The sequence below is a fragment of the Marinactinospora endophytica genome, from assembly GCF_054780875.1.
In genome coordinates, this window is record NZ_BAAGVM010000008.1 from 186,926 (window position 1) to 212,619 (window position 25,694).

General features: G+C 68.1%; 19 protein-coding genes and 1 tRNA gene. 18 read left to right on the plus strand and 2 right to left on the minus strand.

What is annotated here, in order from left to right:
* The first annotated feature begins 121 nt into the window (after positions 1–121).
* The 4 genes from ACYVHU_RS16685 to ACYVHU_RS16700 all read left to right on the plus strand — a co-directional run bounded on the left by ACYVHU_RS16685 (position 122) and on the right by ACYVHU_RS16700 (position 3,115).
* Positions 122–583 carry a MaoC family dehydratase N-terminal domain-containing protein gene (locus ACYVHU_RS16685; RefSeq protein WP_078763236.1) on the plus strand — a complete coding sequence of 154 codons (462 nt, stop codon included), beginning with the start codon at positions 122–124 and terminating at the stop codon, positions 581–583.
* Between the two features lie 11 nt (positions 584–594).
* Entirely contained in the window at positions 595–1,023 is a 429-nt protein-coding gene (locus ACYVHU_RS16690) for a MaoC family dehydratase (protein WP_078763237.1), read from the plus strand.
* A 71-nt stretch (positions 1,024–1,094) separates the two neighbouring features.
* Complete coding sequence (locus ACYVHU_RS16695; protein WP_078763238.1) at positions 1,095–2,177, plus strand: UDP-N-acetylmuramate dehydrogenase; 1,083 nt, start codon at positions 1,095–1,097, stop codon at positions 2,175–2,177.
* 341 nt (positions 2,178–2,518) lie between these two features.
* Entirely contained in the window at positions 2,519–3,115 is a 597-nt protein-coding gene (locus tag ACYVHU_RS16700) for a TMEM165/GDT1 family protein (protein WP_078763239.1), read from the plus strand.
* A 28-nt stretch (positions 3,116–3,143) separates the two neighbouring features.
* Here the strand turns inward: ACYVHU_RS16700 and ACYVHU_RS16705 are convergent, their stop codons facing one another.
* Positions 3,144–4,169, minus strand: a complete 1,026-nt coding sequence (locus tag ACYVHU_RS16705; protein ID WP_078763240.1) for an adenosine deaminase — start codon at positions 4,167–4,169, stop codon at positions 3,144–3,146.
* 104 nt (positions 4,170–4,273) lie between these two features.
* A complete protein-coding gene (locus tag ACYVHU_RS16710; RefSeq protein WP_078763241.1) occupies positions 4,274–5,482 on the minus strand; it encodes a pyridoxal phosphate-dependent aminotransferase in 1,209 nt (402 codons plus the stop codon).
* A gap of 211 nt (positions 5,483–5,693) precedes the next feature.
* Between ACYVHU_RS16710 and ACYVHU_RS16715 the strand changes: the two genes are divergently transcribed.
* From ACYVHU_RS16715 to tuf, 14 genes are all read left to right on the plus strand, one after another.
* Positions 5,694–5,766 (plus strand) — tRNA-Trp (locus ACYVHU_RS16715).
* Between the two features lie 100 nt (positions 5,767–5,866).
* On the plus strand, positions 5,867–6,115 hold the full coding sequence (secE, locus tag ACYVHU_RS16720; RefSeq protein ID WP_078763242.1) for a preprotein translocase subunit SecE: 249 nt from the start codon (positions 5,867–5,869) through the stop codon (positions 6,113–6,115).
* 129 nt (positions 6,116–6,244) lie between these two features.
* Positions 6,245–7,009: a transcription termination/antitermination protein NusG gene (gene nusG / locus ACYVHU_RS16725; protein ID WP_078763243.1), complete on the plus strand. Its 765-nt coding sequence runs from the start codon at positions 6,245–6,247 to the stop codon at positions 7,007–7,009.
* 223 nt (positions 7,010–7,232) lie between these two features.
* Positions 7,233–7,664, plus strand: a complete 432-nt coding sequence (gene rplK, locus ACYVHU_RS16730) for a 50S ribosomal protein L11 (RefSeq protein WP_078763244.1) — start codon at positions 7,233–7,235, stop codon at positions 7,662–7,664.
* A gap of 75 nt (positions 7,665–7,739) precedes the next feature.
* A complete protein-coding gene (gene rplA, locus ACYVHU_RS16735; RefSeq protein WP_078763245.1) occupies positions 7,740–8,444 on the plus strand; it encodes a 50S ribosomal protein L1 in 705 nt (234 codons plus the stop codon).
* Positions 8,445–8,810: 366 nt separating this feature from the next.
* Positions 8,811–9,332 (plus strand): 50S ribosomal protein L10, encoded by a 522-nt coding sequence (gene rplJ / locus ACYVHU_RS16740; RefSeq protein WP_078763246.1) that lies wholly within the window; start codon positions 8,811–8,813, stop codon positions 9,330–9,332.
* 99 nt (positions 9,333–9,431) lie between these two features.
* Entirely contained in the window at positions 9,432–9,818 is a 387-nt protein-coding gene (rplL, locus tag ACYVHU_RS16745; protein WP_432937098.1) for a 50S ribosomal protein L7/L12, read from the plus strand.
* Positions 9,819–10,406: 588 nt separating this feature from the next.
* Positions 10,407–13,874, plus strand: coding sequence for a DNA-directed RNA polymerase subunit beta (rpoB, locus tag ACYVHU_RS16750; protein ID WP_078763248.1), 3,468 nt, complete (start codon positions 10,407–10,409; stop codon positions 13,872–13,874).
* Positions 13,875–13,905: 31 nt separating this feature from the next.
* The gene (locus ACYVHU_RS16755; RefSeq protein ID WP_078763249.1) at positions 13,906–17,781 is read left to right on the plus strand and encodes a DNA-directed RNA polymerase subunit beta'; all 3,876 of its coding nucleotides are present in this window, start codon (positions 13,906–13,908) and stop codon (positions 17,779–17,781) included.
* 526 nt (positions 17,782–18,307) lie between these two features.
* Positions 18,308–20,767 carry a DUF4190 domain-containing protein gene (locus ACYVHU_RS16760; RefSeq protein WP_498948960.1) on the plus strand — a complete coding sequence of 820 codons (2,460 nt, stop codon included), beginning with the start codon at positions 18,308–18,310 and terminating at the stop codon, positions 20,765–20,767.
* A 530-nt stretch (positions 20,768–21,297) separates the two neighbouring features.
* Positions 21,298–21,669 carry a 30S ribosomal protein S12 gene (gene rpsL, locus ACYVHU_RS16765; protein WP_078763251.1) on the plus strand — a complete coding sequence of 124 codons (372 nt, stop codon included), beginning with the start codon at positions 21,298–21,300 and terminating at the stop codon, positions 21,667–21,669.
* Between the two features lie 2 nt (positions 21,670–21,671).
* Positions 21,672–22,142 carry a 30S ribosomal protein S7 gene (gene rpsG / locus ACYVHU_RS16770; RefSeq protein WP_078763252.1) on the plus strand — a complete coding sequence of 157 codons (471 nt, stop codon included), beginning with the start codon at positions 21,672–21,674 and terminating at the stop codon, positions 22,140–22,142.
* Positions 22,143–22,188: 46 nt separating this feature from the next.
* Positions 22,189–24,303 carry an elongation factor G gene (fusA, locus tag ACYVHU_RS16775; protein ID WP_078763253.1) on the plus strand — a complete coding sequence of 705 codons (2,115 nt, stop codon included), beginning with the start codon at positions 22,189–22,191 and terminating at the stop codon, positions 24,301–24,303.
* 54 nt (positions 24,304–24,357) lie between these two features.
* A complete protein-coding gene (gene tuf / locus ACYVHU_RS16780; protein ID WP_078763254.1) occupies positions 24,358–25,551 on the plus strand; it encodes an elongation factor Tu in 1,194 nt (397 codons plus the stop codon).
* The last annotated feature ends 143 nt before the right edge of the window (positions 25,552–25,694 follow it).

Genomic DNA, 25,694 nt, shown 5'->3' on the forward strand with positions numbered 1-25,694 from the left:
AGTGCCCCTAGGCATCACGTAGCCCAGTGAGCGTTTCAGGCTCACTGGGCTACTACTGTGTTGGGGGTGCCCCGGCCGCGTGACCGGGCACGACGAGACGACGCAGCCGGAAAGGACGTCCATGGCGATCAACCGCGACCTCCTGGGGCGGGTGTATCGGTCCCCGGAACCCTACGAGGTGACACGTGGGAAGATCCGGGAGTTCGCCGACGCGATCCAGGATCCCAACCCGGTGTACCGGGACACGGCCGAGGCGAAGGCCGCCGGCTACGCCGACGTCATCGCGCCCCCCACGTTCCCGATCATCATGGGCATGGAGGCGGCCGGACAGGCCGTCACCGATCCTGAACTGCGGCTCGACTTCTCGATGGTGGTCCACGGCGACCAGCGGTTCCGCTACAGCCGTCCCCTCCAGGCCGGTGACGTGGTCACCACGGTCACCACCATCTCCGACATCAAGGTCCTCGGCGGCAACGAGCTCATCACCCTGGAGAGCGAGATCTCCACCCTCGCGGGCGAGCACGTCGTCACGTCGGTCAACATGCTGGTTGTGCGTGGCGGTGCCGCGCAGGGGGAGAAGTAGGGGATCGCGCCATGACCACCACCGTTCGCTACGACGACGTCGAAGTCGGCACGGAACTGCCCGAGCAGACCTATCCGGTCCGGCGACTCGACCTCATCCGCTACGCGGGCGCCTCCGGCGACTTCAACGTCATCCACTGGAACGAGCGCGTCGCCAAGTCGGTGGGGCTGCCCGGGGTGATCGCGCACGGCATGCTCACGATGGCCGAGGCGGGCCGCCTGGTCACCGACTGGGTGGGCGACCCCGGCGCCATCGTCGAGTACGGCGTCCGCTTCTCCGCCCCCGTGGTGGTGCCCGACGACGACCAGGGCGCCGAGATCGTCGTCAGCGGCAAGGTCACCGAGAAGCGCGGGGACAACCAGGTGGTCATCGCCATCACCGCGCGTTCGGGCGGTGTCAAGGTCCTGGCCCGCTCCACCGCCGTCGTCCGCCTGGCCTGACCGCGTCCGCATCGATCCGCCCGCGGTGTCCTCGGCCGCCGCGGGCACTTCGTCCCACCCAGAGGTGTCCCGTGCCTGTTGTCCCCGCCCGTAACGTCCCGCTGGCCGGCTACACCACGCTGGGCCTCGGCGGCCCCGCCGCGACGTTCCTCACCGTCGGCGACACCGACGCGCTGATCGAAGCGGTGAGCGAGGCCGACGCGGCCGGTGAGCCGTTGCTCGTCCTGGGCGGCGGCAGCAACCTCGTCGTCGCCGACGAGGGGTTCGCCGGGACCGTCGTCCACGTCGACTCCCGTGGTGTCGCCGTCGAGCCGGCCGCGGACGGCGAGGAGGCCGCGACCGTGCGGGTCCGGGCCGCCGCCGGTGTCGAGTGGGAGCCCCTGGTCCGGCGCTGCGTCGAGGACGGGCTCAGCGGGATCGAGTGCCTTTCGGGCATCCCGGGCCGGGTCGGCTCCACCCCGATCCAGAACGTGGGCGCCTACGGCCAGGAGGTCAGCCAGACGATCGCCGAGGTGGTCGTCTACGACCGCGAGCTCGGCGCCACGCGCACGCTGACCAACGCGGAGTGCGAGTTCGCCTACCGCGACAGCGTGTTCAAGGGGGACGACCGCTATGTCGTCTGCGAAGTCGTGTTCGCCCTGACCCGATCGGAGCTGAGCCGGCCGATCCGCTACGCGGAGCTCGCCCGCAGGCTCGGCGTCGAGGCCGGCGACCGGGTCCCGCTGGCCGATGCGCGGGCCGCGGTCTTGGAGCTGCGCCGGGGGAAGGGGATGGTCATCGACCCCGCCGACCCCGACACGCGAAGCGCGGGCTCGTTCTTCACCAACCCGATCCTCTCCCCCGCGGAGTTCACCGAGTTCCGCAAGCGGGTCGCCGACCGTCTGGGGCCGGAGGCGGAGCCCCCGGCCTACCCCGCTCCCGACGGCCGGACCAAGACCTCCGCGGCCTGGCTGATCGACCGCGCGGGGTTCGGCAAGGGATACGGCGCAGGTCCGGCCCGGATCTCCACCAAGCACACGCTCGCGCTGACCAACCGGGGCGGCGCCAGGACCGAGGACCTGCTGGCGCTGGCGCGTGAGGTCCGCGCGGGGGTGGCCGAGGCGTTCGGCGTCACGCTGGTCAACGAACCGGTGATGGTGGGCGTCGCGCTGTGAGCCCGCGCCGTCCGGTCGGACCCGGTCCGACCGGACGGCGGAATGCCGTTCTTTTTTCTTAGGGGCGCCGAACTCTTTTATTCGGACGGCTTTCGAGAATTCCTCGGCGAACCGAGAAATTGCCCCTCGCCAATTCCCTGGTAAAGTGGAATTCGTCGAAGGGGAGTAGTCCTCAATTCGCGTGGTCGACACACTGGCCCTGGTCATCCAGCTGGCCCGGTCGCGCGAGCCTCGAACTCCAGGCGGACGAGACCTTCGGCCCGGCAGGTGATGCCGGGCCGAAGTGTGGCGTCCGCCTTTCGCTTCTGCCCGGTCCTCAAGTTGAAGGGTGGAAGACCTCCGTGGAGTTTCTCACAGCACTCACCGTTGGCGCGGGAGTCGTTTTTCTCGCTGAAATGGGTGATAAGACCCAACTCGTCGCGATGTCCCTCGCGACCCGCTATCGGGTCGTCACGGTCCTGCTCGGGATCACGGCGGCCACGGTCGTGGTGCACGGACTCAGCGTCCTCATCGCCGAGGTGCTCGGTCTCGCGATCCCCACCGACTGGGTGACCCTCATCGCGGGGATCGCGTTCATCGTCTTCGGGCTGTGGACGCTGCGCGGGGACGAGCTCACGGACAAGGACGAGGAACGCGCGGCGTCCCGCCGCATCAGGTCGGGGTTCATCACCGTCTGCGTGGTCTTCTTCGTCGCCGAGCTCGGGGACAAGACCATGCTCGCCACCATCACCGTCGGCACCCAGCACGACTGGCTGCCGGTGTGGATCGGCTCGACCGTCGGCATGGTCGCCGCCGACGCGGTGGCGATCGCGCTCGGCGCCGCGCTGGGCAAGCGGCTGCCCGAGCGGGCCATCCAGATCGGCGCGGCCCTGTTGTTCTTCGTCGCCGGCGCGGCGATGACCATCCAGGGGGTGCGCATGCTGGCCCTGGCCGCCTGACCCCGCTCCAGCGGGCGGCGCGGGAGGGTCAGGCGCCCACAGGGGTGGCCAGCCAGGCGTCGACCCCGGCGAGCAGCTCCTTCTTACGCCCCTCGGGGGCCGCCGAGCCCCGGATCGACATGCGCGCCAACTCCGCCAGCTCGCGGTCGTCGAACCCGAACACCTCGCGGGCGGTCTCGTACTGGGCGGCCAGACGGGGACCGAACAACAGCGGGTCGTCGGTCCCCAGCGCGATCGGGACCCCGTTGTCGAAGAGCCGGCGCAGCGGCACCTGGGCCACGTCGTCCACCACCCCCAGGCCCGCGTTGGAGCTCGGGCAGACCTCCAGGGTCACGCCCTGGGTCGCGATGCGCTCGACCAGGTGGGGGTCCTCGATGGCGCGGACACCGTGCCCGATCCGGTCGGCGTCGAGCACGTCGAGACACTCCTGGACGCTGCGCGGGCCCATCAACTCGCCCCCGTGGGGCACCGACAGCAGCCCGCTGCGCCGCGCGATGCGGAACGCGCCCTCGAAGTCGAGAGCGCGTCCGCGCCGCTCGTCGTTGTTCAGGCCGAAGCCGACGACCCCGCGCCCGGCGTACTGGGTGGCCAGGCGGGCCAGCGCCTTGGCGTCCAACGGGTGCTTCGTCCGGTTGGCGGCCACCACGATCCCCACGCCCACCCCGGTCTCGGCCTCGGCGACGCCGGCGGCGTCGAGGATCAGCTCCAGGGTGGCGGTGAGCCCGTCGAAGCGGGAGGCGTACCCGCTGGGGTCGACCTGGATCTCCAGCCAGCCCGACCCCGCCGCCCGCTCGTCCTCGGCGGCCTCGCGCAACAACCGGTACAGGTCCTCGGGGGTCCGCAGCACCGAACGCGCGATGTCGTAGAGCCGCTGGAAGCGGAACCAGCCGCGCTCGTCGGTCGCCCGCAGCCGGGGCGGCCACTCCTCGACGAGCGCGTGGGGCAGGTGCACCCCGTGACGGTCGGCGAGCTCCACCAGGGTGGAGTGCCGCATCGAGCCGGTGAAGTGCAGGTGAAGGTGTGCCTTGGGGAGTTGGGAGATCGGGCGTTCCATGTCCCAACTCTGCCCCATGCCGGGCCGCGTGGTCGCCGCTGTGGGCAAAAACATGTCCGCCCCGGCACCCGCTCGGGGGCCGGGGCGGACCGAGAGGCCGGAGCCTACTGCGCCTCACTCAGCAGCTTGGCGATGCGGCCGACCCCCTCGGCGAGGTCGGCGTCGCCCAGCGCGTAGGACAGCCGCAGGTAGCCGGGGGTGCCGAACGCCTCGCCGGGGACGACCGCCACCTCGGCCTGCTCCAAGATGAGCTCGGCCAGCTCGCCGGAGCTCTGCGGGCGCCTGCCCCGGATCTCCCGGCCGAGCACGCCCTTGACCGAGGGGTAGGCGTAGAAGGCGCCCTGGGGCTCGGGGCACACGACACCGGGGATCTCGTTGAGCATCCGCACGATCGTGCGCCGGCGGCGGTCGAAGGCCGTCCGCATCTCGTCGACGGCGCTGAGGTCCCCCGAGACCGCGGCGAGCGCGGCGACCTGGGACACGTTGGCCACGTTGGACGTGGCGTGGGACTGGAGGTTGCCCGCGGCCTTGACGACGTCCTTGGGGCCCACGATCCAGCCCACGCGCCAACCGGTCATCGCGTAGGTCTTGGCGACACCGTTGACGACGACCGTCCGGTCGGCGAGCTCGGGCACCTCGACCGGCATCGAGGTGAAGCGCGCGTCCCCGTAGACCAGGTGCTCGTAGATCTCGTCGGTGAGGACCCACAGGTCGTTGGCCGCGGCCCAGCGGCCGATCTCGCGGACCTGCTCCGGGGAGTAGACCGCGCCGGTGGGGTTGGAGGGGGAGACGAACAGCAGGACCTTGGTGCGCTCGGTGCGCGCCGCCTCCAGCTGCTCGACGGTGGCGAGGTAACCGCTGGTCTCGTCGGTGACGACGTAGACCGGGACACCGCCGGCGAGCTTGATGGACTCGGGGTAGGTGGTCCAGTACGGGGCGATGACGATGACCTCGTCGCCCGGGTCGAGCAACGTGGCGAACGCCTCGTAGATGGCCTGCTTGCCGCCGTTGGTCACCAGGACCTGGCTCGGCTCGACCTGGTAACCGGAGTCGCGCAGCGTCTTGGCCGCGATCGCCTCCTTCAGCTCGGGCAGGCCGCCGGCCGGGGTGTAGCGGTGGAAACGCGGCTCCCGACACGCCTGCGCCGCCGCCTCGACGATGTAGTCGGGCGTGGGGAAGTCGGGCTCCCCGGCGCCGAACCCGATGACGGGTCGGCCCGCGGCCTTCATGGCCTTGGCCTTCGCGTCCACGGCCAGGGTCGCTGACTCGGAGATGCCGCCGATACGTGCGGAGATACGAGGTCGGTCAGTCATGCCCCCATGGTTCCATGCGTGCTCCCGGTGGTCTCCCCCGAAGGGGGAACAACCGCCGCGTGGCGCCGCGGCGAGGGCCGCGGGTTGGTCCTTCGGGCCGATAGGGCATAGACTCATGCCGCCGATAGACCGGTGGACGGGACCAAGGGGTGGTGATTTCCACGCGCGCCTGGAACCGGAACCGGCTATGGTGGGAACCAAGCGGTACCCAAGGGCAGTGGCTCAATTGGTAGAGCACCGGTCTCCAAAACCGGCGGTTGGGGGTTCGAGTCCCTCCTGCCCTGCAAGAACGTTCCGAAGGAGCGCAGTCGAGAAGATCGGCGCCCGGCTGTTGCCGTCCGCCAGGAAGCACCAGTTGCCCCGTCGACCCTCTAAGGACCTCAGGTGACACAGACTGACGCCGACGCCAAGCCCGAGAAGGAGCGCAAGCGTCGTACCGGTCCGGTGACCTTCACCAAGCAGGTCGTCGGCGAACTCCGCAAGGTTCGCTGGCCTACGCGCCGCGAGCTGATCACCTACACGATCGTCGTCATCGTGTTCGTCCTCATCCTGGTCGGTTACATCTCGCTGCTGGACTTCGGTTTCGGCGAGGCCGTCACCTGGCTCTACGGGACTGTCGGCAGCCCCTCCTAAGAGCGCTCGGACCGCGCGGTGACCTTTGTGGGTGCGGTGGTCCCGTCATGTCGATCGAGACCGTAAGCTGGCCATATCGGCTGCCTCCGCGCAGCCGAGAGCGCGTACCCGACGAGAGAAAGAGCAGCCGTGTCCGAGTCCCCACTGACCTCTGACGACCTCCCCAACGAGGAGCGGGATCAGTCGTCGGCGGAAGAGACCGGTCCGCGAACCGAGCAGGCGGAGACCGCCGAGTCCTCCGACGCCGCCGACGAGGTGACGCCGGCCGAGGGCGGGTCCGAGGAGGACGCTGCTCCCAAGCTCGACCCCGTCGAGGAGTTCAAGATCGAGCTCCGCATGCTGCCGGGCGACTGGTACGTGGTGCACACCTACGCGGGGTACGAGAACCGGGTCAAGGCCAACATCGAGAGCCGCACCCAGTCGCTCAACATGGAGGAGTACATCTTCCAGGTCGAGGTGCCCACGCAGGAGGTCACCGAGGTCAAGAGCGGCAAGCGGCAGCAGGTCACCGAGAAGGTGCTGCCCGGCTACGTCCTCGTCCGGATGGACCTCACCGACGAGTCCTGGGCCGCGGTCCGTAACACGCCGGGCGTCACCGGTTTCGTCGGACTGTCCAACCGCCCCGCTCCGTTGAGCATCCAGGAGGTCGCCGACCTCCTGGCCCCGGAGCCGGAGCAGGAGACCGAGCAGGCGAAGAAGAAGGAGACGGAGACCCGCTCCGACGTCGCCTACGAGATCGGTGAGTCCGTCACCGTCATGGAGGGCCCGTTCGCGACGCTGCCCGCCACGGTGAGCGAGATCAACCCCGACACCCAGAAGCTCAAGGTGCTCGTGTCGATCTTCGGCCGCGAGACCCCGGTGGAGCTCGCGTTCAACCAGGTCTCGAAGATCTGATCCGGCGCGTAGACTGGACGGGCCCGTCCCGAGGACGGGCCCGTCACGCCCCGCCCCGGCGGGGCTTATTCGCGATCCGCTCGGGTCCCGGCGGGTCACGCCGCCCCCGTACACCGGGGGCGATCCCACTTGAGGCCGCCGCGCTCGCGCGAGCGTGACGGAGCCCGCCTCCGCGCGGGCCGGCAGGGACCAACGCAATTCGCAATCAGGCAAAGGACCCGAAATGCCTCCGAAGAAGAAAATCGCCGCCCTGGTCAAGGTCCAGCTTCCGGCTGGCCAGGCCACCCCGGCTCCGCCCGTCGGTACCGCTCTTGGTCCGCACGGCGTGAACATCATGGACTTCTGCAAGCAGTACAACGCTGCCACGGAGTCCCAGCGCGGCAACGTCATCCCCGTAGAGATCACCATCTACGAGGACCGCACGTTCACGTTCGTCACCAAGACCCCGCCGGCGCCGAAGCTGATCCTCAAGGCGATCGGCCAGGAGAAGGGCAGCACGGACCCGAGCCGCACCGTCGCCGGTTCCATCAGCCGCGACCAGGTGCGTGAGATCGCGCAGACCAAGCTGCCCGACCTCAACACCGACGACCTCGACGCCGCCGAGAAGATCATCGCCGGCACCGCCCGTTCCATGGGCATCGAGGTCACGGGCTGACCCTCTTCGGCCGAGAACATCCGTGGCAGGGCCAGGCGCTGGCCCACACCACAGAGCCCCTGACAGGAGTTTTCAGTGAAGCGCAGCAAGAACTACCGCAAGGCCAGTGAGCTGGTGGACCGCGACCGGCTCTACGCGCCGGCCGAGGCCGTGAAGCTGGCCAAGGAGACCGTCAGCGTCAAGTTCGACCCGACCGTCGAGGTCGCCCTGCGTCTCGGTGTCGACCCGCGCAAGGCCGACCAGATGGTCCGCGGCACCGTCAACCTGCCGCACGGCACCGGCAAGACCGCTCGGGTCCTGGTCTTCGCCACCGGTGAGCGTGCCGAGCAGGCCCGCGCGGCGGGCGCCGACTTCGTCGGTGACGACGACCTGGTCGAGGAGATCCAGAAGGGCTTCCTCGACTTCGACGCCGTCGTCGCGACCCCGGACCTGATGGGCAAGGTCGGTCGCCTCGGCCGCGTCCTCGGTCCGCGTGGTCTCATGCCGAACCCCAAGACCGGCACCGTCACCCCCGACGTCGCCAAGGCCGTCAGCGACATCAAGGGCGGCAAGATCGAGTTCCGTGTCGACCGCCACGGCAACCTCCACTTCATCATCGGCAAGGCGTCCTTCAGCGAGCAGCAGCTCGTCGAGAACTACGCCGCCGCCCTGGAGGAGGTGCTGCGGCTCAAGCCGTCCGCGGCGAAGGGTCGCTACATCAAGAAGGCGACCGTGACCACCACGATGGGCCCGGGCATCCCGGTCGACCCCAACGTGACGCGCGTTACGGCCGCCGCCTAGTTCGACCCCGGGTGAGGCGGGCGCCCCGGTCCTCGGGCCGGGGCGCCCCTTCGCCTACCGGCCGCGAAAGGGCGCGGTGGTGCCGGGGCTCCCCGCAGAGAGCCCCGGCATTCCTGGTTTTGCCCATTCGCGGTCATCGCTTAACATTGGTAATTGCCGAAGACCGCCGGTCGTCACCCGTCGGGTGACCTAAGGTCCCATGCGAATGGGCGGCCTGCGCAGGTGAGATGCGAGCTGTGGCCGTGTGCCCCGTGACGGGTACACGTGTTCCCCACGCCCCGCGCGCCTGCGCCGGGGCGTTTTTTCATGCGCCTGCTCCCCGTTCGCCTGGCTCCTTAACCGGTGTTCACTGTTGGAAGGAGTCCCATGGCGAGGCCGGATAAGGCAGCCGCCGTCGCGGAGCTCACGGAGGAATTCCGTAGCTCCCAGGGCGCCGTGCTGACCGAATACCGTGGGCTCACTGTGGCGCAGCTGACCGAGCTGCGCCGTAGCCTCGGCCAGAACGCGCGTTTCCGCGTCGTGAAGAACACGCTGAGCAAGATCTCGGCTAAGGAGGCCGGCCTCGACGAGCAGGTTCTCGACCTGTTCGAGGGTCCCTCCGCCATCGCCTTCGTCCGGGGCGATGTGGTCGAGGCCGCCAAGGGCCTGCGTGACTTCTCGAAGGCGAACTCGCCGCTGGTGATCAAGGGCGGTGTCATCGACGGTAAGCCGATGACCCCCGACGAGATCAACCAGCTGGCCGATCTCGAGTCCCGCGAGGTTCTGCTCTCGAAGCTGGCCGGTGCGCTCAAGGCCAAGCAGGGTCAGGCCGCCGCGCTGTTCCAGGCGCTGCCGTCCAAGACCGTGCGCCTGGCCCAGGCACTGCACGACAAGCGAGCGGAAGCCTAAGAACCCGAACAACCGGCGGGCGGCACGGGCCGTCGCCGGCAAAGACTCGGTGCGGTGCCAACAGGCGTCCGCGCTGGAAGAGAAAGAGAGACCCCAATCATGGCGAAGCTCAGCACCGAAGAGCTGCTCGGCGCTTTCGAAGAGATGACCCTTCTCGAGCTCTCCGACTTCGTGAAGAAGTTCGAGGAGAAGTTCGACGTCACCGCCGCCGCCCCGGCCGTGGCCGTGGCCGCCGCGGGCGCCCCGGGTGCTCCGGCCGCCGCCGAGGAGGAGAAGGACGAGTTCGACGTCATCCTCGAGGCCGCCGGCGACAAGAAGATCCAGGTCATCAAGGAGGTCCGTGGCCTCACGAGCCTGGGCCTGAAGGAGGCCAAGGACCTGGTCGACAACGCTCCGAAGCCGCTGCTCGAGGGCGTCAACAAGGAGACCGCGGAGAAGGCCAAGGCCGCCCTGGAGGGCGCCGGCGCCACGGTCACCCTCAAGTAGTCGTTTCCGGCTGCTTCGGGCGGCCGTCCCTTCGGGGGCGGTCGCCCTTTCCCGTTCTCAGGGGCCTGTGACCTGGTGGGAAGAGGGATGTGGCGGCTCGGGCGGCACACGGAGCGCCGGATACCTGAAATAATCGGGAGAGGCGGGACGCGTGAGTGGGCCGGCCCGAGCGGGACGCGAGGGGGATCTTGACCCTCGTGTGGTCTCCTTTTGAACAGGAGTTCCTTCCCGGATGTCTGCTCGCTCACACCTACCGGGTGCTGTGGGACCTCTCACGGGCGTGGAATAGCCGGATCTGCCGGATCTGGGCTTGACGGATTCGCTCGTTGCGGCGATGCTGCCAGGTGTCGTGACTGACTCGGGGGGCTGCTGTTGGACAGCGGTGTAGTATTCGGCTACACTGCCCTTTTGCGCTGCCCTTTGACGACTTCTGTGCCAGAGTCCGTGTCTGGTGTCCAATTCTTACGTGATTGGCCCGGTCCGCACGTGCTCTGAGACGAGCACCGCCCCTGTCCGGTGGTTCCTCGCCACTCAGGTCGTCCGGCGTGCGCGCGCATCAACCGCCACAAGCCTTCGGAAGGACCCCTGTTGGCAGCCTCGCGCAACGCCTCCGCTAACGCCCTTGGTCCGAACCGCGTTTCTTTCGCCCGCATTAAGGAACCACTCGAGGTCCCCAACCTCCTCGCCCTGCAGACCGAGTCCTTCGACTGGCTGCTCGGCAACGAGAAGTGGCGTGCCCGAGTCGAGGCGGCCCGTAACGCAGGCCGTAAGGACGTTCCGGAGCAGTCTGGCCTCGAAGAGATCTTCGAGGAGATCAGTCCCATCGAGGACTTCTCGGGCACGATGTCGCTGTCGTTCCGCGACCATCGGTTCGAGCCGCCCAAGTACTCCGAAGAGGAGTGCAAGGACAAGGACATGACCTACTCCGCCCCGATGTTCATCACGGCGGAGTTCATCAACAACGACACCGGTGAGATCAAGAGCCAGACGGTGTTCATGGGCGACTTCCCGCTCATGACCGCCAAGGGCACCTTCATCATCAACGGCACCGAGCGCGTCGTCGTGTCCCAGCTTGTCCGTTCGCCGGGCGTGTACTTCGACCGCCAGGTCGACAAGACCTCGGACAAGGATCTCTACGGGTGCAAGATCATCCCGTCGCGGGGTGCCTGGCTGGAGTTCGAGGTCGACAAGCGCGACTTCGTCGGCGTCCGCATCGACCGCAAGCGCAAGCAGGGCGTCACCGTCCTGCTCAAGGCGCTGGGGTGGACCACCGACCAGATCCTCGAGCGCTTCGGTCAGTACGAGTCCATCCGCAACACGCTGGAGAAGGACCCCACCGCGGGGACCGATGACGCGCTGCTGGACATCTACCGCAAGCTGCGCCCGGGCGAGCCGCCCACGAAGGAGTCGGCGCAGACCCTGCTGGAGAACCTGTACTTCAACCCCAAGCGCTACGACCTCGCCAAGGTCGGCCGCTACAAGCTCAACAAGAAGCTGGGGCTGCAGGAGGAGTACACCCAGGGGACGCTGACCGAAGAGGACATCGTCGCCACCATCGACTACCTCGTCCGGCTGCACGCGGGCGAGGAGGAGCTGCAGCGTCCGCACGACACGTTCCCGATCGAGGTCGACGACATCGACCACTTCGGCAACCGTCGTCTGCGCACCGTCGGCGAACTCATCCAGAACCAGGTCCGCCTGGGTCTGGCCCGTATGGAGCGCGTCGTCCGCGAGCGCATGACCACGCAGGACGTCGAGGCCATCACGCCGCAGACGCTGATCAACATCCGGCCGGTCACCGCCTCCATCCGCGAGTTCTTCGGCACCAGCCAGCTCTCGCAGTTCATGGACCAGACCAACCCGCTCGCGGGCCTCACCCACAAGCGTCGCCTCTCGGCGCTGGGCCCGGGTGGTCTGTCGCGTGAGCGGGCGGGCTTCGAGGTCCGTGACGTCCACCCGTCCCACTATGGCCGCATGTGCCCGATCGAGACCCCTGAAGGCCCCAACATCGGCCTCATCGGCTCGCTCGCCGCCTACGGCCGGGTGAACTCCTTCGGGTTCGTCGAGACCCCCTACCGCAAGATCGTCGACGGTCGGCTGACCGACGAGATCTCCTACCTCACCGCCGACGAGGAGGACCGGTACGTCATCGCCCAGGCGAACACGCCGGTCAACGCCGACGGCTCGTTCGCCACGGAGCGGGTGCTCGTCCGCCGGAAGGGCGGGGAGTTCGAGGCGGTCTCGGCCACCGAGGTCGACTACATGGACATCTCGCCGCGCCAGATGGTGTCGGTCGCGACCGCCATGATCCCGTTCCTGGAGCACGACGACGCCAACCGCGCGCTCATGGGCTCCAACATGCAGCGTCAGGCCGTGCCGCTGCTGCGTGCCGAGGCGCCGCTCGTCGGCACCGGCATGGAGTACCGCGCCGCGACCGACGCCGGTGACGTGGTCCTGGCGGAGAAGGCCGGTGTCGTCGAGGACGTCACCGCCGACTACATCACCGTCATGCACGACGACGGCACGCGCAAGACCTACCGCGTGGCCAAGTTCAAGCGCACCAACCAGGGCACCTGCTTCAACCAGCGCCCGATCGTCGAGGAGGGGCAGCGGATCGAGGAGCGTCAGGTCCTCGCCGACGGCCCGTCCACCGACAAGGGCGAGATGTCGCTGGGCAAGAACCTGCTGGTGGCCTACATGTCCTGGGAGGGCCACAACTACGAGGACGCCATCGTCCTGTCCCAGCGCATCGTCCAAGACGACGTCCTCTCCTCGATCCACATCGAGGAGCACGAGGTCGACGCCCGTGACACCAAGCTGGGGCCCGAGGAGATCACCCGCGAGATCCCCAACGTCAGCGAGGAGGTCCTCGCCGACCTGGACGACCGCGGCATCATCCGCATCGGCGCCGAGGTGGTCGACGGCGACATCCTCGTCGGTAAGGTCACCCCGAAGGGCGAGACCGAGCTGACCCCCGAGGAGCGCCTGCTGCGCGCGATCTTCGGTGAGAAGGCGCGCGAGGTCCGCGACACCTCCCTGAAGGTGCCGCACGGCGAGTCCGGCAAGGTCATCGGCGTCCGCGTGTTCAGCCGCGAGGACGGCGACGAGCTGCCCCCGGGCGTCAACGAGCTGGTGCGCGTCTACGTCGCGCAGAAGCGCAAGATCACCGACGGCGACAAGCTCGCCGGCCGGCACGGCAACAAGGGCGTCATCGCCAAGATCCTTCCCCAGGAGGACATGCCGTTCATGGAGGACGGCACGCCGGTCGACATGGTGCTCAACCCGCTGGGCGTGCCCGGCCGCATGAACGTCGGTCAGATCCTGGAGATCCACCTGGGCTGGCTGGCGAAGAGCGGCTGGAAGATCGAAGGGGACGACGAGGGCTGGAAGCGCGCCATGCGCGAGATCGGCGCCGACGACATCTCCCCGGGGACGAAGGTCGCCACGCCGGTCTTCGACGGCCTGCGTGAGGACGAGATCGGCGGCCTGCTCGCCTCCAGCCTGCCCAACGCCGACGGCGACCGCCTGGTCGACGCCAACGGCAAGGCGCGGCTGTACGACGGGCGCACCGGTGAGCCGTTCAAGGAGCCGATCGCTGTCGGCTACACCTACTTCCTGAAGCTGCACCACCTGGTGGACGACAAGATCCACGCCCGTTCCACCGGCCCGTACTCCATGATCACCCAGCAGCCGCTGGGTGGTAAGGCGCAGTTCGGCGGTCAGCGGTTCGGCGAGATGGAGGTCTGGGCGCTGGAGGCCTACGGTGCCGCCTACGCGCTCCAGGAGCTCCTCACGATCAAGTCCGACGACGTCGTGGGCCGGGTCAAGGTCTACGAGGCGATCGTCAAGGGCGAGAACATCCCCGAGCCGGGTATCCCCGAATCCTTCAAGGTGCTCATCAAGGAGATGCAGTCGCTCTGTCTGAACGTGGAGGTGCTGTCCAGTGACGGCATGTCCATCGAAATGCGGGACAGCGATGAGGACGTTTTCCGTGCGGCGGAAGAACTCGGAATCGACCTGGGTCGGCGCGAGCCGAGCAGCGTCGAAGAGGTCTAATTCCGCGATCCAAGAGCAGGGGACGAATTAAGTGCTCGACGTCAACTTCTTCGACGAGCTGCGAATCGGCCTCGCCACGGCCGACGACATCCGTCAGTGGTCGCACGGTGAGGTCAAGAAGCCGGAGACCATCAACTACCGCACCCTCAAGCCGGAAAAGGACGGGCTCTTCTGCGAGAAGATCTTCGGCCCCACCCGGGACTGGGAGTGCTACTGCGGCAAGTACAAGCGGGTCCGCTTCAAGGGCATCATCTGTGAGCGGTGTGGTGTCGAGGTCACCCGGGCCAAGGTCCGGCGTGAGCGCATGGGCCACATCGAGCTCGCCGCGCCCGTGACCCACATCTGGTACTTCAAGGGTGTGCCCAGCCGCCTGGGTTACCTGCTCGACCTCGCCCCGAAGGATCTCGAGAAGATCATCTACTTCGCGGCGTACATGGTCACGTGGGTCGACACCGAGGCCCGCGAGCGCGACCTCCAGTCCCTGGAGGCCCGCATCTCCGTCGAGCGCCAGCACATGGAGCAGCGGCGCGACTCCTCCGTCGAGGAGCGCCACCGCAAGCTCGAGGCCGACCTGGCCGAGCTGGAGGAGCAGGGCGCCAAGGGCGACGCGCGCCGCAAGGTCCGCGAGAGCGCCGAGCGTGAGATGCGCCAGATCCGCGATCGCGCCCAGCGCGAGATCGACCGCCTCGAAGAGGTCTGGAACCGCTTCAAGAACCTCAAGGTCCAGGACCTCGAGGGCGACGAGCTGCTCTACCGCGAGATGCGGGACCGCTTCGGCAAGTACTTCCGCGGCGGCATGGGCGCCCAGGCCATCCAGGAGCGTCTGGCCAACTTCGACCTCGACGCCGAGGCCGAGAAGCTGCGCGAGACGATCCGCACGGGCAAGGGCCAGAAGAAGGCCCGCGCCCTGAAGCGGCTCAAGGTCGTCTCGGCGTTCCTCAACACGCGCAACAGCCCCAACGGCATGGTCCTCGACTGCATCCCGGTGATCCCGCCGGACCTGCGTCCCATGGTCCAGCTGGACGGTGGCCGTTTCGCGACCTCCGACCTCAACGACCTGTACCGCCGGGTCATCAACCGCAACAACCGGCTCAAGCGTCTGCTCGACCTCGGTGCGCCCGAGATCATCGTGAACAACGAGAAGCGGATGCTCCAGGAGGCCGTCGACGCGCTGTTCGACAACGGCCGTCGCGGCCGGCCGGTCACCGGCCCGGGCAACCGTCCGCTGAAGTCGCTGTCCGACATGCTGAAGGGTAAGCAGGGCCGGTTCCGCCAGAACCTGCTCGGCAAGCGTGTCGACTACTCCGGTCGTTCGGTCATCGTCGTCGGTCCGCAGCTCAAGCTGCACCAGTGCGGTCTGCCCAAGCAGATGGCGCTGGAGCTGTTCAAGCCGTTCGTGATGAAGCGCCTGGTGGACCTGAACCACGCGCAGAACATCAAGAGCGCCAAGCGGATGGTCGAGCGTTCCCGCCCGGTGGTGTGGGACGTCCTCGAAGAGGTCATCACCGAGCACCCGGTGCTGCTCAACCGTGCTCCGACGCTGCACCGCCTGGGCATCCAGGCGTTCGAGCCGCAGCTCGTCGAGGGCAAGGCCATCCAGATCCACCCGCTCGTCTGCACCGCGTTCAACGCGGACTTCGACGGCGACCAGATGGCGGTGCACCTGCCGCTGTCGGCGGAGGCCCAGGCCGAGGCGCGCATCCTCATGCTCGCCACGAACAACATCCTGAAGCCCTCCGACGGCAAGCCGGTCACCATGCCGACGCAGGACATGATCATCGGCCTGTACTACCTGACCACCCTCAAGGAGGGTGCGAAGGGCGAGGGCCGCGCGTTCCACACGCCGGCCGAGGCGATCATGGCCTACGACCTGGGTGACCTCGACCTGCAGGCGCGGATCAAGCTGCGGATCGAGGGCGACGTCCCGCCGCCGAGCGACTGGGTCGCGCCCGAGGGCCACGTGGCCGGCAGCCCCTACGTCCTTGAGACGACGCTGGGCCGCTACCTCTTCAACGAGACCACGCCGGTCGACTACCCGTTCGTCAACTACCAGGTGGGCAAGAAGCAGGTGTCCGCCCTGGTGACCGAGCTGGCCGAGAAGTACCCGAAGGTCCAGGTCGCCACCACGCTGGACGCCCTGAAGGACGCCGGCTACCACTGGGCCACCCGGTCCGGTCTGACGATCGGCATCAGCGACGTCGTCGCGCCGCCGAACAAGCAGACCATCCTGGACGGCTACGAGCGGCAGGCCGACAAGATCCAGCGCGAGTACGACCGCGGTCTGATCACCGACGACGAGCGTCGTCAGGAGCTGACCGAGATCTGGACCAAGGCCACCAACGAGGTCGCCAAGGAGATGGAGTCCAACTTCCCCGCCGACAACCCGGTGTGGATGATGGTCAACTCCGGTGCCCGTGGTAACCCCATGCAGGTCCGCCAGATCGCCGGTATCCGCGGCCTGGTGTCCAACACCAAGGGTGAGACGATCCCCCGTCCGATCAAGTCCTCCTACCGCGAGGGCCTGTCCGTGCTGGAGTACTTCATCTCCACCCACGGTCAGCGGAAGGGTCTGGCCGACACGGCCCTGCGCACCGCCGACTCCGGTTACCTCACCCGGCGTCTGGTGGACGTCGCGCAGGACGTCATCGTCCGCGAGGTCGACTGCGGCACCGACCGGTCGCTGTGGCACGAGATCGGCGAGAAGAACGCCAACGGCGTCGTCGTGCGCAAGCACAACGTCGAGAACACCGGCTTCGGCCGGACGCTCGCCGAGGACGTCGTCGTGGACGGCGAGGTCATCGTCCCGGCGCTGACCGACACCACCGAGAGCGTCATCGACAAGCTGATCGCGGCCGGCGTCGAGCGGGTGCGCATCCGCAGCTCGCTGGTCTGCGAGGCCAAGATCGGCGTCTGCTCGACCTGCTACGGCCGTTCGCTGGCCACCGGCAAGCCGGTCGACGTCGGTGAGGCCATCGGCATCATCGCGGCCCAGTCCATCGGTGAGCCGGGTACCCAGCTCACCATGCGGACCTTCCACATGGGTGGTTCGGCGGGTCAGGACATCACCCACGGTCTGCCGCGTGTCCAGGAGCTGTTCGAGGCCCGCATCCCCAAGGGTGTGGCGCCGATCAGCGAGGTGGACGGCCGTATCCGCATCGACGAGACCGAGAAGAGCCGCAAGATCGTCCTGATCCCGGACGACGGCTCGGACGAGATCGCCTACCCGGTGCCCATGCGGGCCCGGTTGCTGGTGAACGAGGGCGACCACGTCACCGTCGGCCAGCAGCTCATCCAGGGTGCGATCAACCCGCACGAGGTGCTGCGCATCCTGGGCCCGCGCGCGGTCCAGCAGCACCTGGTGTCGGAGGTCCAGGAGGTCTACAAGTCGCAGGGTGTCTCGATTCACGACAAGCACATCGAGATCATCGTGCGGCAGATGCTCAAGCGGGTGAACATCCTCGAGTCCGGCGACACCGAGCTGCTGCCGGGCGAGATGGTCGAGCGTCCGAAGTTCGAGGCGATCAACCGCCAGGTCGTGGCGGAGGGTGGCCAGCCGGCCGCCGGACGTCCCGTCCTGCTGGGCATCACCAAGGCGTCGCTGGCCACCGAGTCGTGGCTGTCGGCGGCCTCCTTCCAGGAGACCACCCGGGTCCTCACCGAGAACGCCATCCACGGCAAGAGCGACCCGCTGCTCGGTCTCAAGGAGAACGTCATCATCGGTAAGCTCATCCCGGCCGGTACCGGTATGCCGCAGTACCGCAACATCCGGGTGGAGCCGACCGAAGAGGCGAAGGCATCCATGTACTCCGTCTCGGCGTACGAGGAGCCCAGCGAGTACACCTTCGGTCAGGGATCCGGCGAGGCCGTCCCGCTGGAGGAGTACGACTTCGGTCCCTACAACAGGTGACCTTGACGAAGACCAGCCGATGAGATTGATCGGTTGATCCGGCGACGGCGGTGGTCCACCCCGGAAGGGGCGGTACTACCGCCGTTCGTCTTTGTCCATCGCCATACTCGGATGGGGACAGTTCGCAGAGCGCTCAGGCGCGGTCGGGAGATCGGACACAGTGACGGAAAACGGGGGAGGCCCCTACAGGCCGGAGGACGGGGAACCCGAGTCCCCGGCCCCGAAGTCGGGCTCGTGGTTCACGCCCAGCGGGGAACGCCACCGGACGCAGGCGCAGTACCAGGATCCGTACCTCACGGGTAGCGGTGCCGAGGGCGCGCCCGGTACCGCCGCGAGTGAGGCTCCCGGAGGGGACGCCACACCCAGGCCCGCGGAGGAGCCCGGGTGGTACCCCTATGGGAGCTCTCAGGCGGAGGACCGCGCACGCGGCCGGGAGGAGACAGCGACGGGGGGGTACCCGGGGCTGGACGGCTATCCCGGAACCGGGGGCTACCCGTCCCTCGGATACGGCACCACGCGGCCGGGGATGGCCGAGCCCTACCCCGAGGCCCTGGGCGGCCCCTCTCTCGCCGGGCCGGCGGACCCCGCCGAACCGGCCGCTCCGTCGCGGCCGGAGGAGACCACCTCGACGGCTCTGCTGGCCTTCGGTGAGGGGGTCGGCAATGAGGCGGGAGGGCACCAGCCGCAGCAGACCTGGGAGCAGACGGGGGAACGCCACCCGGCCCCGGAGGGCACGCCCGCGGGCCCCGACACCTCCGTGGACGCCCACCGTTCCTCCCCGGAACGCCCCGTGTGGGAGAACACCGGGAACGGGCCGTTCGACACCGCCTGGGGGCGGGACGAGGTCTCCACCGAGCGGCACCCGCGGGCGGGAGAGGACCGCGGGAACGACCGGTGGGAGAGCGATGCCGACCCCGCGACGGCGACCGCCTTCTCGGGACGTGACGGCGACACCACCGGCGAACTCCCCTTCTGGAGGGACGGCGACGTGCCGTCGCGCTGGACGGAGGACGGCGGTCCCGCCACCCCGGCGTCCCCCCTCGACGCCCGCGAGGAGGGGGCCGCACGCCTCCCACAGGACGGTGGTGCGCAGCCGGGCGGGGATGTCGCCTGGGATTCGTATGTGGGGGGTTCGGATCGTCGTGGTGAGGATCCGTTGTCCACGGGTCTGATCTACCTGGATCGGGATCGGGTGGATGAGGGGCCGGGGCGGCGTGGGGATGTCGCTTCGGGTCCGGAGGGGTTCGGGGACGGTGGATATGGTCCCGCGGACGCTCCGGCTTCTCCCGGCCCCGGGGACGACCGGCCCCTGGACGGTCCGGAGCGACACGATGACGACCCGTTGTCCACCGGACTGATCTACCTGGACGGCTCCCACGAACGGGAGACGCCCCGGCCGGACGTTCCAGGGCGAGGCGCCGACCACGGAGCCGCCGGCGCCCACGCCGCGCAACGGGGCCCCTCCATCGGCGACGCCCCGAGTCAGCAGGCGGATGTCCCGTTCTGGGATGAACCGAGCGGACGGCGCGCCGGTGCCGGCCCGGAGGAATCCGACGAGCGGATCGCCGGCCACACCGGTACGGCGCCCACGGCCGGATACGGCGACGAGGCTCCCGCTTCTCCCGACGTTCCCACAGCGGGGTACGAGCCCTCGTCCTCCGGCGCACCCGCCGGCGAGCCGGCGATGGGAAGCGGTGACACCTGGGCCTTCAGCCGGGACGATCCCCGACTGCCCGAGAGCGTGCGCCGGATCGGGGCCGAGGCGCAGGACCGGCGCCGCCGCGACGACCCCCTCGGGTATGCGGACGAGGCCGCGGGTCCCGAGGAGGGCTACGGCGATGCCCCCGGCGGTTACGGCGGAGATTCCGTCAGCGATCCCCTCACCGCGATCGCCGAACAGCAGGCCCGGGCCCGTGCGTGGGAAGAGGAGCGGGACCACGGTCCCCGCGTCTTCGACGGCGAGGACGGGACCCGGGAGTTCCCCGCGCTCGGCGCGCTGGGAGGCCGCCACGAGGACGGCGCGCCCTCGGTGGGAGTCCCCGGTCCCCACGGCGCTCCCGAGATGGGGCCGGATACCGACCGGCCGGGTGACCGGTGGGCCGGGGATGAGCTCGGTGTCGATGGTCGTCGTGGTTCGGATGAGCCGGGGTACGACTACGGTCGTGGTCCGGGTGACCGGTGGGCCGGGGATGAGCTCGGTGTCGATGGTCGTCGTGGTTCGGATGAGCCGGGGTACGACTACGGTCGTGGTCCGGGTGACCGGTGGGCCGGGGATGAGCTCGGTGTGGACGGTCGTCGTGGTTCGGATGAGCCGGGGTACGACTACGGTCGCGAGGACTATGACAGGGCCGGCGGCCCGGATCTCCGTTCCGATGAAGGGGACGACGACGGCTACGGCTACGGTTACGACGACCGTGGCGAGGAGTACGGTCGGGGCGATCGTGGCCGCGGGGCCGTGGACGAGGACCGTTACGTCGAAGACGAGCGTTACGGGCAGCGCGGTTACGACGACCGCGACGAGGAGTACGGTCGGGACGACCGCGGCCGCGGGGCCGTGGACGAGGACCGTTACGTCGAAGACGAGCGCTACGATGACGACGACTACGGGTCCGACAGGGCCGCGTCGCGGCGCGCGCCGCGTGGGCGGCGACGGGACAAACTGGCCGAGGAGTTCCCCGGCTTCGACGACCGGCCGCTCGGCGCCTCCCCCGGGGACGGCTACCCCGGCTACGACAACCTCGACACCCTGCCGGAGACCGAGCCGAAGGCGTCCGCCGCGCTGTGGCTCGGCATCGCGTCGCTGATCCCGGTCATCGGTCTGTTCACCGCGGTGGGGGTGTTCGTCGTCGGCCCCAAGGCGCGACGCGACATCCGTGAGTCCCGCGGAGAGCTGGAGGGCCTCGGACTGGTGAAGGCCGGCACGGTTCTCGCCGTCGTCGGTGCCGTGCTGACCGTCGTGGAGGTCGTCCTCTACCTGGTGCTGTGACGCTGGTCATTTCGCGGTGGCCCGCCGGAACCTCCCGGTGGGCCACCGCGCCCGTCAACCGCGGACGGCGCAGGTGTCCGAGAGATGACAATGTCGCGAAGGGCGCTCGGGAACACGGCCTCCCACCTCGACCGTGGTGGAAAAATTACGCGAGCACTCCTGCCGAGTCGTACACTGGACGGAGACCTACGGCAGCATGCGGCTGCGGAGTGAGGGTGCCGACGGCAACCAGCGTCGTTTTGACCGGGTAGTCGCTCTTCGGTACTCTTTAACTTCGTGCCCGTGAGTCAGCGGGTCACACGTGTGCGCTTTTATGGCCGATCCCGCTAGATGGACGGCGGACGAGAGCGGCGCGTGACACCTCCTCCCATGAGAATCGACCGTCCGGTCGGGCTGTGGTCGACGCCCCCATGTTCGGGAAAGGCGCGACACGCCCGAGTGCGGGGGTCGGGGAGAACGGGAAATCCAGCAGGTCAATAGCGAATTCGGCTAAGAGAACCGGCGTAGGTCACGAGGAAGACGGAGACGCGGTGCCCACCATCCAGCAGCTGGTCCGTAAGGGCCGACAGGACAAGGTCTCGAAGAACAAGACCCCGGCGCTGAAGGGGAGTCCGCAGCGGCGTGGCGTGTGCACGCGTGTCTACACCACCACGCCGAAGAAGCCGAACTCCGCCCTGCGCAAGGTCGCCCGTGTGAAGCTGAGCAGCGGGATCGAGGTCACGGCCTACATCCCCGGCGTTGGCCACAACCTCCAGGAGCACTCGATCGTGCTCGTTCGTGGCGGTCGTGTGAAGGACCTGCCGGGTGTTCGCTACCGGATCGTCCGTGGCTCGCTCGACACCCAGGGTGTTCGTAACCGCAAGCAGGCGCGCAGCCGCTACGGCGCCAAGAAGGAGAAGTAAGTATGCCGCGCAAGGGGCCGGCGCCGAAGCGCCAGCTGATCACCGACCCGGTCTACGGCTCGCCGCTGGTCACGGCACTGATCAACAAGGTGCTGTTGGACGGCAAGCGCTCCATCGCCCAGAGCATCGTCTACGACGCTCTCGAGGGCGCCCGCGAGAAGACCGGCCAGGACCCGCTCGTGGTTCTCAAGCGTGCGCTCGACAACGTGAAGCCCGCCCTTGAGGTGCGCAGCCGCCGTGTCGGTGGCGCCACCTACCAGGTGCCGGTCGAGGTCCGTTCGTCGCGCAGCACCACGCTCGCCCTCCGCTGGCTGGTCCAGTACTCGCGCCAGCGTCGCGAGAAGACCATGACCGAGCGTCTGATGAACGAGCTGGTGGACGCCAGCAACGGTCTGGGCGCGAGCGTCAAGCGCCGCGAGGACACCCACAAGATGGCGGAGTCCAACAAGGCCTTCGCCCACTACCGCTGGTAATCCCCGCGGCCTTTTCGATACGAGAGACCGAGAGAAGACGAGCCACATGGCTACCACTGCTCTTGACCTTGCCAAGGTCCGCAACATCGGGATCATGGCGCACATCGACGCGGGCAAGACCACGACGACCGAGCGGATCCTCTTCTACACCGGTGTGAACTACAAGATCGGTGAGGTCCATGAAGGCGCTGCCACCATGGACTGGATGAAGGAGGAGCAGGAGCGCGGCATCACGATCACGTCCGCCGCGACCACCACTCACTGGAACGACCACACGATCAACATCATCGACACGCCCGGCCACGTCGACTTCACGGTCGAGGTCGAGCGGTCGCTGCGTGTCCTCGACGGTGCGGTTGCCGTGTTCGACGGCAAGGAGGGCGTCGAGCCCCAGTCGGAGCAGGTGTGGCGGCAGGCTGACCGCTACAACGTGCCCCGGATCTGCTTCGTCAACAAGATGGACAAGATCGGCGCCGAGTTCCAGCGCTGTGTCGACATGATCTCCGACCGCCTCGGTGCCAACCCGCTGGCGATCCAGATGCCGATCGGCGCCGAGTCCGACTTCAAGGGCGTCATCGACCTCGTCCGCATGAAGGCCTACGTCTGGAGCGACGAGGCCGCCAAGGGCGAGATGTACGACACGATCGAGATTCCCGAGACCCACGCCGAGGCCGCTCGCGAGGCTCACGAGAAGCTGATCGAGACCCTCGCCGAGGCCGACGACGAGGTCATGGAGCTGTTCCTGGAGGGCCAGGAGCCCACCGTGGAGCAGACCATCGCCGCGATCCGCCGGACGACGATCGCCCGCACCGCCATCCCGGTCCTGTGCGGCACCGCGTTCAAGAACAAGGGCGTCCAGCCCCTGCTCGACGCGGTCGTCGACTACCTCCCCTCGCCCCTGGACGTCGAGGCCATCGAGGGCCACGACCCCAAGGACGAGACCGAGCAGACCATGCTCAGCCGCAAGCCGGACGAGAGCGCTCCGCTCTCCGCCCTGGTCTTCAAGATCATGAGCGACCCGCACCTGGGCAAGCTGTCCTACGTGCGCGTCTACTCCGGTGTTCTGGAGGCCGGCACGCAGGTGCTCAACAGCGTCAAGGGGCGCAAGGAGCGCATCGGCAAGATCTACCGGATGCACGCCAACAAGCGCGAGGAGATCTCGCGTGTCGGCGCCGGTGACATCGTCGCCGTCATGGGCCTGAAGGACACGACCACCGGCGAGACGCTGTGCGACCCCGCCGACCCGATCGTCCTCGAGTCGATGACCTTCCCGGCTCCGGTCATCCAGGTCGCGGTCGAGCCCAAGACCAAGAGCGACCAGGAGAAGCTGGGTATCGCGATCCAGCGTCTGGCGGAGGAGGACCCCTCCTTCCAGGTCTCCACCGACGAGGAGACCGGCCAGACCATCATCGCGGGTATGGGCGAGCTGCACCTCGAGGTGCTGGTCAACCGTATGCGCGACGACTTCAAGGTCGAGGCGAACATCGGTAAGCCGCAGGTCGCCTACCGCGAGACCATTCGCAAGAAGGTCGAGAAGGTCGAGTACACCCACAAGAAGCAGACGGGTGGCTCCGGCCAGTTCGGTCGCGTCATCATCGACCTCGAGCCGATCGCGGCCGACGGCGACAGCGACGGCGCCGGCTACGAGTTCGTCAACAACATCACCGGTGGTCGCATCCCGCGGGAGTACATCCCGTCGGTCGACGCCGGTTGCCAGGAGGCCGCCGGGTTCGGCGTACTCGCCGGATACCCGCTCGTGGGTGTCAAGGTGACGTTGCAGGACGGTGCCTACCACGACGTCGACTCCTCCGAGCTCGCCTTCAAGGTCGCCGGTTCGATGGCGTTCAAGGAGGCGGCGCGCAAGGCCAGTCCGGTTCTGCTGGAGCCGGTCATGGCGGTCGAGGTCACGACGCCCGAGGACTACATGGGCGACGTGATCGGCGACCTGAACAGCCGACGCGGTCAGATCCAGAGCATGGAGGAGCGCGCCGGGGCGCGAGTCGTCAAGGCTCAGGTGCCCCTGTCGGAGATGTTCGGCTACGTGGGCGACCTGCGCAGCCGTACCCAGGGTCGGGCCAACTACACGATGGTGTTCGACTCCTACGCGGAGGTCCCCTCCAACGTCTCGCAGGAGATCGTTGCGAAGGCCCGCGGCGAATAGTCGCCGCGACACGTAACCAGTCAGCTAGCAACTCGTACGTCTAGGAGAAATCCAGTGGCGAAGGCCAAGTTCGAGCGGACCAAGCCGCACGTAAACATCGGCACCATCGGTCACATCGACCACGGTAAGACCACGCTGACCGCGGCGATCACCAAGGTTCTGCACGACAAGTACCCGGACCTCAACCCCTTCACGCCGTTCGAGGACATCGACAAGGCGCCGGAGGAGCGCGAGCGCGGTATCACCATCTCGATCGCGCACGTTGAGTACCAGACCGAGCAGCGCCACTACGCTCACGTGGACTGCCCCGGTCACGCGGACTACGTGAAGAACATGATCACCGGTGCCGCCCAGATGGACGGCGCGATCCTGGTCGTGGCCGCCACCGACGGCCCGATGCCGCAGACCAAGGAGCACGTGCTCCTGGCCCGCCAGGTCGGTGTCCCCTACATCGTCGTCGCCCTGAACAAGGCCGACATGGTCGACGACGAGGAGATCTTCGAGCTCGTCGAGCTCGAGGTCCGTGAGCTCCTCAACGAGTACGAGTTCCCGGGCGACGAGGTTCCGGTCGTCAAGGTCTCCGCGCTCAAGGCTCTCGAGGGCGACGCCAAGTGGGGCGAGGCCATCATCGAGCTCATGAACGCTGTGGACGAGAGCATCCCGCAGCCGGAGCGCGACATCGACAAGCCCTTCCTGATGCCGATCGAGGACGTCTTCTCGATCACCGGTCGCGGTACGGTCGTCACCGGCCGCATCGAGCGCGGTGTCATCAACGTCAACGAGACGGTCGACATCGTCGGCATCAAGGACGAGAAGCAGAGCACCACCGTCACCGGTGTCGAGATGTTCCGCAAGCTGCTCGACCAGGGCCAGGCGGGCGACAACGTCGGTCTGCTCCTCCGCGGCATCAAGCGCGAGGACGTGGAGCGCGGCCAGGTCGTGATCAAGCCGGGCACCACCACCCCGCACACCGAGTTCGAGGCCCAGGTCGTCATCCTGTCCAAGGACGAGGGTGGCCGCCACACGCCGTTCTTCAACAACTACCGGCCGCAGTTCTACTTCCGCACCACGGACGTCACCGGCGTCGTCACGCTGCCCGAGGGCACCGAGATGGTCATGCCGGGTGACAACACCGAGATGACGGTTGCGCTGATCCAGCCGGTCGCCATGGAAGAGGGTCTGAAGTTCGCCATCCGTGAGGGTGGCCGGACCGTCGGCGCGGGCCGCGTTACCAAGATCATCAAGTAGCACGACCGTATGTGGCGGTCGAGCCGCTCGTCGGCTCGGCCGCCACACCATGAACGACGTCATCGGGCTCTGTAGCGGTGATTCCACCTCAGGGGACAGCCCTGTAGCAGTTTCTCAGGTGAATAGAGCCAGCGAAAGCAATA